Source organism: Cerasicoccus arenae, from assembly GCF_014651635.1.
GTDB classification, from domain to species: Bacteria; Verrucomicrobiota; Verrucomicrobiia; order Opitutales; family Cerasicoccaceae; genus Cerasicoccus; species Cerasicoccus arenae.
Window position 1 is genome coordinate 1 of record NZ_BMXG01000039.1, and the last position, 8,021, is coordinate 8,021.

The window sequence follows — 8,021 nt, forward strand, 5'->3', positions numbered from 1 at the left end:
GAATCGTTTGCCGTTCTTTTTCATCGGTTCTCATTCCTCGCGTTTTGAGCCCTTTCAGACGAGAATATACGAACACTACGCTGGCTCAGTTTAAGGGGAGCAGGTCAGCGCAAAAGGCTTAGCGTCCGGCGTCCGGCGCAGCCACATCGCTGACATTCAACGCCCGTAGTGCGCGCTTTTGGGCTGCCCTTGACCAATCTACGGAATCACCTCATCAGCAAGCACAGTCTCCGCCATCAACCATCAACAGGAGGGCGAAACGGCTTCCAGGGTGATAATATATCGTATGGAAAATACATGATCAAGGACGGTGCAGAAAGCCGACTAGAGATCATCGCTTTTCTCTTTTCTTTCGGGAGGTATTATTATCGATCCACCTTGGGGATGCCATATGTATTCCCCCTTATCCTTTTTTAATCTGGTTAGTGATCTGCGTATCTCTCTCCCTGTTTTAGTTGTTACATCAAGATACTCACTAAAAAACTTTATAACGACTCCTTTGAGTGATGCGATGGCGAAAGAGGCTGCAACAAAAAAAGAGAAGAATACGTATGCGATTAGCGGAACTATCGCGGCTACTTGTAGGAATGAATCTATTTTAAACAAATATTTTCCTCCTAATATTCCGGGATTTAGCTGATAGACATAGTAGAGAAGCAAGACAGGCCAAATAAGGAAAATTGCTAAAAAAAAGATTCCCGCAACTATCTCTTTACGCTTGCCGGGCAAATCAAGATTGCGCAATCTGGGATAAAGCTCGGAAGTATATTGTTTGTCAGGTTCAGTAAATTCGCGTAGCGTATCTGGAGCCTCAATTGTAGCATAGATTTGCTCCGCCTCGTTCGAAGATTTTTCATTGATCACCCATACGGCTTCGAATTCTATTACTTCGCCTGGTTGGAGGGTATTAAACTTTACATAGATACAGTTTTTTTTCCTTATCTACTTCTAAGGCTATATCAATGTTCTCGTCGGATAATAGTGTTATTTGAGCGTCTACATAATCGTATATTCCAGGGTAATGCAGAGTAAAAGGTTTTGATATATTAGATATCGCAATCATTCCGTCGTTGGCGATTTGAAAATACCCTTTTGCAACGCCGCCTACTGGTTTGCCGCAATAGGTAACAGCTAGATCCTTAGTTATATCAATCGAATCCCCCTCAAATAGATATGGATTTCTGATTCCATATTCATCAGATTTTATCGTCCAAGAGAAATTTAAATGCTTATAATTCCCTCTTGTTGCATAGAAGCGTGCGATAGCCAATGAACCAGCTATCCCTATTATAATTCCAATGATTGTAATCAACATCGTATATTCGAGAATTTCGCCAACAAAAGCGTATAGCCTCAAAAACGGGTAAATATTGGCGTAAGCTACAGATAATAATCAAACACAGCTTTTAATGCTTTGTCCATTGAAATAAAATGAAGCTATAGCGGTCATACAAGACTAAATGTGATAACCGGCGTTGCGTAAAATCTCATTCTCGCTTTGTAGCCGGAAAAAAATCCCCTTTAAGGCGATATGAGCCGCGCTTGTCCGATTCAATGATTTCACGCCAAATCGGCTTATGCTTGAAGATGTTGGAAAGCGTAAAGCTTTCGGAACCCGCCTCTTGCAGCAAGCGCTTGCCATTTTGCCATGGCTCTCCCCGTAACGCCGCCTGGTGGAGCAAACTCAGGATACGAGTTTGCATTTCTCCAAAATAGTGCGTTTCACCATCAATATTGAGGGATTTGAAGCATGGTGGTGCCACGCCATCATTACGCGTGGATTCGCTGACTCTGCGATATTTGGCCTCAAAGCGCATACGTTCATTCGATAATACAATCAGCTCCCCCGTATTCACGATGAGGTCATCGGAGGATTCGGGAAGAATGTAGCGGTGATTTCCACATTCACTGGAAAATTCGCGCAGCGTTAGGAAGCCTTGCCTGAACAACCGCTGACAATGATGGCGAGACAGTGGAACAAAGCCTTCATAGTGGCAGAGTTCCTTGGCCAACCGGATTGAGCCGCCCTCATTAATTTCACGTATTTTATAGGCGCTCATCAAGGGGACACTGGCATGGGCGCATAAGACGCCATCAAGCATCCAATCCCTGATCGCTGAAGACGTGACTGACCACGCATGTTTCAAATCCTCAATCGCGTAAGAAACTCGATTGGGTAAGCAGAACGGCACAACATTTCCTTCCATCTGGTTAAACCCTGAATGATTCGTACGGGCGGGTCTTTGCCATAGTCTAGATCGTTACGTCAAGGGACTTGTGGCTATTCATGGCGAACGCGCTCCTAAACCTTGCTGACCGCGACTTTGCTCGGGGCATACAGTGGTATACTTATGCTGCTTCACCACCCCTCCACCCTCTCTTCACCATGCGGGCACCGTCCCAGCACCTTGTAATTTCCAAATTGGCATTACTTTCACTATCTGAGCACTCACCGGGCACCGACTCCCCACCAAGCGTCACCCTGCTGGATGAGACATGCTGAATTCATTAACAACCAACAGGAGTTCATATCCATATGACTGATGAAAGAAGCATCCACTACGAAGACATTCCGGCCACCCAGGTCGATGTCTTATTATCATTGCCCCACCATGAACTGGAGGGCTACCTCCGCGAAACGCGTTCGATAATCGATAACGCCCAATTGATCCATGACCGGCTACGGTCTGTTCGGATGGAGAAAATTCGCCGCGAATGCGCAGCTCGGACGATCAAGGGAGGCGCGGATGAGCGCAGGCACGCGCTTGCGTTTCGCAACTGGCTTCTGGATCGCATTGCGAGCGACAAGCTTGTCGGAAACAGTGCCAACAAGCACAATGCTGCTAAAGATGCTCAGGATGCGTATCTGAAAGCGCGATCTTCGATCAGCGATGATTTCCAGCACCGCCTTTTAAATACACAAAAATCATTGAGTGACTATTACCGTATCGATGAGCGCCGCGCCGAAATTGCCTATTTTGAAGGACGTTGCGCCAAGCCATCTTTCTTCCGTCGGGTATTCGGGTTGGCGCGACGTGACCGGCAGGAGCTGGAAACAGTGAAACAGAATTTTGTCGATGCGGAAAAGCGTATTATGGAGCAGACCGACGGTATTAATGCCGAACGCGACCGCGCCTTGGCGAAATTGGAAAAAGAGCGAATGCAAGGTACTGCTCCTAGGACTGAGCTAAAGCATAAGCAGCGCGAAACGCAGATACAGCAACGCCCAACCGTACCCTCGAATGACAATCCCGCGCCAGCCAAGAAGGCGCTGACACAGGATTCTAATACGCAGCATAAACCCGATCAGTCCCAGCTTCATGAATTAAGGGCAAAACATAAGGCCATTGCTCAGAAGATGCATTCCCGGCGCAGGGGCAGATCTCGTGGCATGTAATCGGCTCGGACATACGCCAATAAAATGAGCCGAATAGATAATCTATTCGGCTCATGGGGATTAGTTGATAAATGGTCAGGCTACACCGACCGGCCACGAGAGCGCTTTTGCATCTTGGCCTTAATCTGATCCATACGCGTGCTCAGTTCGCTGCTTTGCTGACGCGCAGATTTGAAGTTTTGCCGCTGGCCTTTGAGGTTAGTCAGGATTTTATCCCGCATTTCCCGAGAGGGTTTGCGGCCAAATTGGGAGATAAGCTTATCGGAGTCCGAAGCACGGAAGGAATAATTGTGATGTGGTTGCATGGTAATTTAGGCGTTTGGGTGTTCAAAGGCTTGTTTGATTTTGTCGCGAGCGATTGTAATTGCGTCACCCACGGTGGATTTGCCGATTCCGAGTTTTTCGGCGATTTCGGAGTAGCTGTAGGAAAAGCGTGCATGAAGCCAGAGGCATTCTTTTTGCTGATCCGTCAGATCGATACCCGGAAGTTCCGACCAGAATTGCCGCTTAAACGCCGATTCTTCAGCGTCAGTATAGGCTTCCGCTGGTGTTGCGACGGGTTCGATGCCCGTATAATCCTCACGCATGTCCACGGGCCTACGCATTTTGGACCGGTAGGCATCTACGAAGTGCTGATACGCTTTGCGCCGCAGAATTGGCAGGTTGAGAATGTCGCGCTCTTTAAAGTTCAGCAGGACATGGTTCCAGAGCGATTGCAGCAAATCTTCGGCGTCATGGTGGTGGCGAGTAAGGCCAATCAGGTAATGCAGCAGGTGAGTTTGATAGAGATCGACTGCTTGCATCACCAAATCGACCCGTTGATCAAATTCTGCATCCAGAGAAGCAGAAGATGGGGCGGGTGTTAGTGGTGGCTGATTTATCATGGTTTACCTTTATTACGTTTCTTGAAGCGCAATCGTCCGGTGCAACGTGCGATTTTTTGATAAAAGCGGTTCTGGAGCCGCCGCGAACAACAGAATCACGACCGGACGATAGCCCCACCTGTCTCGTATCATCCTGTGTTGACCAACATTGGCGGCAAGAAAATCACTCAAACACGAAAGGACACATGCAGCAGGTATCAGATGAAAAGTTGGTTCCCATTGGAACCATTGCCAAACGCCTAGGAATTTCCACGCGGGCCGTCTATCGGCTCGTCGCACGCGGCGAATTCCCCAAGCCCGTCAAAGTTGGCGGAGCCACCCGCTTTTATTGGAGTGATTTGGAGCAATACCTGAATCAACTCCGGCAGCAGCAACGATAAACTCAAAAGGAGATAACAATGAGTGCGTATGTTTATAGACCCCGCCGTAAAAACCAATCAGGCAAATCCGTTCCTGAAAAGAACTACCGAGGCCGTTACCGCCTTGAGGGTGATTACAAAGTCACCGAAATCGCGCTGCATACTTCCGACAAACAAGTCGCACAAAAGCGCCTCAAGGATATTGTCCGCGAAAAGGAAATGGAGCGTGAAGGGCTTATAGCTCCAAAATTGCAACGCGAGTCCGCTGACAAACTACTGCTGGATCATATGCGCGACTACATTCGGAATCTGGAAACGCTGGGGCGCGATGATGAATACCGCAACCGTCTTGAAGTCCGTATCGAGCGCTTGGTCAAAGAATGTAAATGGCGGTTTGCCAAGGATGTCACTACCGACAGTTTTTCCAATTGGCGATCCAAGCAGACTAGATTTGCCCCCAAAACACTCAATGACCATCTCGACGCGATCAGCAGCCTAATGAACTGGATGGTCGAGAGTGAGCGCATAGCTGCCAATCCCATACACAAGGTGAAGAAAGTCGATAAGCGGGGCCGTCAGGCGAAGCGCAGGGCCTTCACGGATGACGAATTCGAAAAACTATTAACAACTGCCAATCCAAACCGGAGGCAAGTTTACCTGACAGCAGCCTATACCGGCATGAGAAAGGGCGAACTAATCGCATTGGTTTGGGGCGATTGTCACCTTGACGGTGAACGACCTTACATTTCAGCAAGGGCTGTCACCACCAAGGACAGTAAAGATGCTACCATACCATTACATGTCCGCCTTGCGGCTGAACTGATAAATGCCCGACCAGATGACGCAAACGACAATACGCCGGTCTTTCCATTCATGAAGGACATAAGCCACGCCATACGCCGCGATATTGAGCGTGCTGGGCTTGTCCGCATAGACACGATGGGCCGCAAGCTCGATTTCCATGCCTTGCGCTACACGTTTGCCACAAAACTTGCTCGTGAAGGCACCTCCCAGCGCACTACGCAGGAGCTGATGCGGCACAGTGATCCAAAGATGACAGCCCAAATTTACACCGATGCGAGTCAGTTGCCGACCTTCGATGCGGTGAATTCGCTCTCCTGGGCTGATAAAAAGCGGGAATGCGAAGATTCTGATCCCCCACTTATTTCCCCACTTATTTCCCCACTTCCAGCAGACGTTTCGGGTCCTTTGCTGTCCTTTGCTGACATATTCAACGAACCTGCTTATGCAATCGAAGCCGTTGATTTAGAGAGCTTTAGTCTCACTCTAACCCATTCTGACGGATTTCAGAATGGCGTCCCCACGGGGATTCGAACCCCGGTCGCTGGAATGAAAATCCAGTGTCCTAGACCTGACTAGACGATGGGGACAGACCTAAGAAAGATTGTGAAAACTACGTTTCGTTTTAGTTTGCGCAAGCGTTTTTTTCAAAAAATTTTCGTGCGCTTTTCCCAGAGCATGATCAGCATCACAAATATGACTTTTGAAGAGATTTGTAATCAACTGCCAAAGCAGGCGAGAAGAGAGGTGGTGAACTTACCCTTTAAAAAAATCGCAACAGGCAAGGTCAGAGAGATTTTTGATCTTGGTGATCGCCTTTTAATCGTGGCAACTGACCGATTATCGGCTTTTGACGTGGTTTTGCCAGACGGTGTGCCAGGAAAAGGTCTGCTTTTGACTCAAATTAGCCTCTGGTGGTTTGAGCGAACCGCTACGATCATTCCGAACCATCTCGTGCCGAATCACGATATTGAGCTGGCCAAGTTACTAGCAAATTTTCCTGAATGGATACCTTACGCGATGTTAGTGCGCAAGCTGCAGCCGCTCAAGCTCGAGGCGGTGGTCCGCGGATATCTCGCCGGCAGCGGCTGGAAAGAATATCAGAAAACTGGCGGTTTATGGAGTCGTCACTTACCCGCGGAGCTCCGTGAAAGCGAGGCGCTACCAATGCCCCTCTTCACCCCAACGACTAAAGCAGCAGTTGGCGACAAGGATTTGCCCGTAACTGATGAAGAAGGCGCAAAAGTTATCGGCACCAAGCGTTATGAGGCGGTGAAGAGAATCGCGCTCGAGTTGTTCAAACTTGGGACTGAATACGCCGCACGTGCAGGATTGATCTTGGCGGATACCAAGTTTGAATTCGGCGTTGATGCATCGGGCGAGCTGTTCTTAATCGACGAAGCGCTGACGCCTGATTCGTCCCGCTATTGGCCACAGGAAGGATACGTGCCCGGTCAGCCTCAGCCTGCTTTTGATAAGCAATACGTTCGCGACTATCTAGAGACTTTAACTTGGGACAAAACACCACCCGGACCAAACTTACCAGAAGATGTCATCCTGAAAACCCGTGAGAAATACCTAGCTGCCCTAAAGGCACTGATGCGCGGAAAGTTGACCAATTAGCGCGCATTTATGGCATGCATATCGCATTGGCGTCCAAATCATATTCTAGGCGATCGCCCCAAATTATATCTACTGCCCATCGATTACATTACGATTCCGACAACGGACGAATCAGCTGAATTAAAGATAAGCTTGTACACATCCTCCGACCAAGATGTTCGCGGCGTATTGATCTGACAATGATAACCGATTCAACGGGATAACGTCAAACCGTTGACCGTTGAAGCCAACTCTCTAAAAATCCCAAAGCTTTAGTTTGACAAAGCCGCAGAGTCATAGTGATTTGATCTTTTCCAATGGCGGGCTGTAGCGCAGTCTGGTTAGCGCACTACACTGGGGGTGTAGGGGTCGGAGGTTCGAATCCTCTCAGCCCGACCAATGTTAAAGGTCTCAGATTACTCTGAGGCCTTTATTTATGCCGAATCCCAGCATTCATGCGGAGTTATGGTCGCCTGACAGCTTAGGGACATAACAGCATTGAGCCGGGTCAAACGGGGTTGATCGTTGACTTTTGCCTTAACTGGCGCCTTAACCCAGCGGCATGAAACTCAGGGAACTTGAACCGGATTATAGCCGAAATCTGCCATTCGGAATTCGCTGGTATGTTGACCGCAAGGCCAAGCACAAGTTCTTTGCCACGGATCAGGAGCGCCAGAAATGGAAGACCAAGTTTCAACGAGACCTGCTGAAGCATGGTGCCAACTCGCTCAAGGTTGATCCCCACCGGCTGAAGCGATGGGAACGAGCAGACGCGATCATTGGCGATGCTGATCCGGTCGAGGTTGCTGAATTCTGGATACGCAACCGCCGAACGGCGCAAAGCAAGGTCACTTGGAATGCACTGGAAAAATGACCTGCTCCCCTTAAACTGAGCCAGCGTAGTGTTCGTATATTCTCGTCTGAAAGGGCTCAAAACGCGAGGAATGAGAACCGATGAAAAAGAACGGCAAACGATTC

General features: G+C 48.7%; 11 protein-coding genes, 2 tRNA genes and 1 pseudogene. 7 read left to right on the plus strand and 7 right to left on the minus strand.

Going from position 1 to position 8,021, the window contains the following annotated elements:
- Window positions 1–324 precede the first annotated feature (324 nt).
- The 3 genes from IE065_RS17550 to IE065_RS17560 form a co-directional block, all read right to left on the minus strand.
- On the minus strand, window positions 325–864 hold the full coding sequence (locus tag IE065_RS17550) for a hypothetical protein (protein WP_189517545.1): 540 nt from the start codon (window positions 862–864) through the stop codon (window positions 325–327).
- 43 nt (window positions 865–907) lie between these two features.
- Window positions 908–1,315 carry a hypothetical protein gene (locus IE065_RS17555; protein ID WP_189517547.1) on the minus strand — a complete coding sequence of 136 codons (408 nt, stop codon included), beginning with the start codon at window positions 1,313–1,315 and terminating at the stop codon, window positions 908–910.
- Between the two features lie 172 nt (window positions 1,316–1,487).
- Window positions 1,488–2,060: a hypothetical protein gene (locus IE065_RS17560; protein WP_194500057.1), complete on the minus strand. Its 573-nt coding sequence runs from the start codon at window positions 2,058–2,060 to the stop codon at window positions 1,488–1,490.
- Between the two features lie 227 nt (window positions 2,061–2,287).
- On the opposite strand from IE065_RS17560, the gene IE065_RS17565 reads away from it, so the two are divergent.
- Complete coding sequence (locus tag IE065_RS17565) at window positions 2,288–2,503, plus strand: hypothetical protein (protein ID WP_189517552.1); 216 nt, start codon at window positions 2,288–2,290, stop codon at window positions 2,501–2,503.
- Between the two features lie 33 nt (window positions 2,504–2,536).
- A complete protein-coding gene (locus IE065_RS17570) occupies window positions 2,537–3,397 on the plus strand; it encodes a hypothetical protein (protein ID WP_189517554.1) in 861 nt (286 codons plus the stop codon).
- Window positions 3,398–3,477: 80 nt separating this feature from the next.
- Here IE065_RS17570 and IE065_RS17575 read toward each other — a convergent pair whose 3' ends face one another.
- Both IE065_RS17575 and IE065_RS17580 read right to left on the minus strand, forming a co-directional pair.
- Entirely contained in the window at window positions 3,478–3,702 is a 225-nt protein-coding gene (locus IE065_RS17575) for a hypothetical protein (protein WP_189517556.1), read from the minus strand.
- A 6-nt stretch (window positions 3,703–3,708) separates the two neighbouring features.
- The gene (locus IE065_RS17580; protein ID WP_189517558.1) at window positions 3,709–4,281 is read right to left on the minus strand and encodes an RNA polymerase sigma factor; all 573 of its coding nucleotides are present in this window, start codon (window positions 4,279–4,281) and stop codon (window positions 3,709–3,711) included.
- Window positions 4,282–4,466: 185 nt separating this feature from the next.
- Between IE065_RS17580 and IE065_RS17585 the strand changes: the two genes are divergently transcribed.
- A complete protein-coding gene (locus IE065_RS17585; RefSeq protein WP_189517560.1) occupies window positions 4,467–4,661 on the plus strand; it encodes a helix-turn-helix transcriptional regulator in 195 nt (64 codons plus the stop codon).
- Window positions 4,662–4,913: 252 nt separating this feature from the next.
- Here IE065_RS17585 and IE065_RS18165 read toward each other — a convergent pair whose 3' ends face one another.
- The gene (locus IE065_RS18165) at window positions 4,914–5,117 is read right to left on the minus strand and encodes a hypothetical protein (RefSeq protein WP_229792154.1); all 204 of its coding nucleotides are present in this window, start codon (window positions 5,115–5,117) and stop codon (window positions 4,914–4,916) included.
- Window positions 5,118–5,147: 30 nt separating this feature from the next.
- On the opposite strand from IE065_RS18165, the pseudogene IE065_RS18455 reads away from it, so the two are divergent.
- Window positions 5,148–5,663, plus strand: a pseudogene (locus tag IE065_RS18455) (tyrosine-type recombinase/integrase); the annotation flags it as partial.
- Window positions 5,664–5,953: 290 nt separating this feature from the next.
- Here IE065_RS18455 and IE065_RS17595 read toward each other — a convergent pair.
- Window positions 5,954–6,031: transfer RNA gene (locus tag IE065_RS17595), tRNA-Glu, on the minus strand.
- 106 nt (window positions 6,032–6,137) lie between these two features.
- On the opposite strand from IE065_RS17595, the gene IE065_RS17600 reads away from it, so the two are divergent.
- The 3 genes from IE065_RS17600 to IE065_RS17610 all read left to right on the plus strand — a co-directional run bounded on the left by IE065_RS17600 (window position 6,138) and on the right by IE065_RS17610 (window position 7,917).
- Window positions 6,138–7,064, plus strand: a complete 927-nt coding sequence (locus IE065_RS17600; protein ID WP_189517564.1) for a phosphoribosylaminoimidazolesuccinocarboxamide synthase — start codon at window positions 6,138–6,140, stop codon at window positions 7,062–7,064.
- A 300-nt stretch (window positions 7,065–7,364) separates the two neighbouring features.
- A tRNA-Pro gene (locus IE065_RS17605) sits at window positions 7,365–7,442 on the plus strand.
- Between the two features lie 163 nt (window positions 7,443–7,605).
- Complete coding sequence (locus IE065_RS17610) at window positions 7,606–7,917, plus strand: hypothetical protein (protein WP_189517562.1); 312 nt, start codon at window positions 7,606–7,608, stop codon at window positions 7,915–7,917.
- Window positions 7,918–8,021 lie beyond the last annotated feature (104 nt).

Coding starts and splice junctions, on each gene's coding strand:
- IE065_RS17555 (WP_189517547.1), bottom strand. CDS start 1,315: ATGTTGATTACAATCATTGGAATTATAATAGGGATAGCTGGTTCATTG.
- IE065_RS17560 (WP_194500057.1), bottom strand. CDS start 2,060: ATGAGCGCCTATAAAATACGTGAAATTAATGAGGGCGGCTCAATCCGG.
- IE065_RS17565 (WP_189517552.1), top strand. CDS start 2,288: ATGGCGAACGCGCTCCTAAACCTTGCTGACCGCGACTTTGCTCGGGGC.
- IE065_RS17570 (WP_189517554.1), top strand. CDS start 2,537: ATGACTGATGAAAGAAGCATCCACTACGAAGACATTCCGGCCACCCAG.
- IE065_RS17575 (WP_189517556.1), bottom strand. CDS start 3,702: ATGCAACCACATCACAATTATTCCTTCCGTGCTTCGGACTCCGATAAG.
- IE065_RS17580 (WP_189517558.1), bottom strand. CDS start 4,281: ATGATAAATCAGCCACCACTAACACCCGCCCCATCTTCTGCTTCTCTG.
- IE065_RS17585 (WP_189517560.1), top strand. CDS start 4,467: ATGCAGCAGGTATCAGATGAAAAGTTGGTTCCCATTGGAACCATTGCC.
- IE065_RS18165 (WP_229792154.1), bottom strand. CDS start 5,117: ATGGTCATTGAGTGTTTTGGGGGCAAATCTAGTCTGCTTGGATCGCCA.
- IE065_RS17600 (WP_189517564.1), top strand. CDS start 6,138: ATGACTTTTGAAGAGATTTGTAATCAACTGCCAAAGCAGGCGAGAAGA.
- IE065_RS17610 (WP_189517562.1), top strand. CDS start 7,606: ATGAAACTCAGGGAACTTGAACCGGATTATAGCCGAAATCTGCCATTC.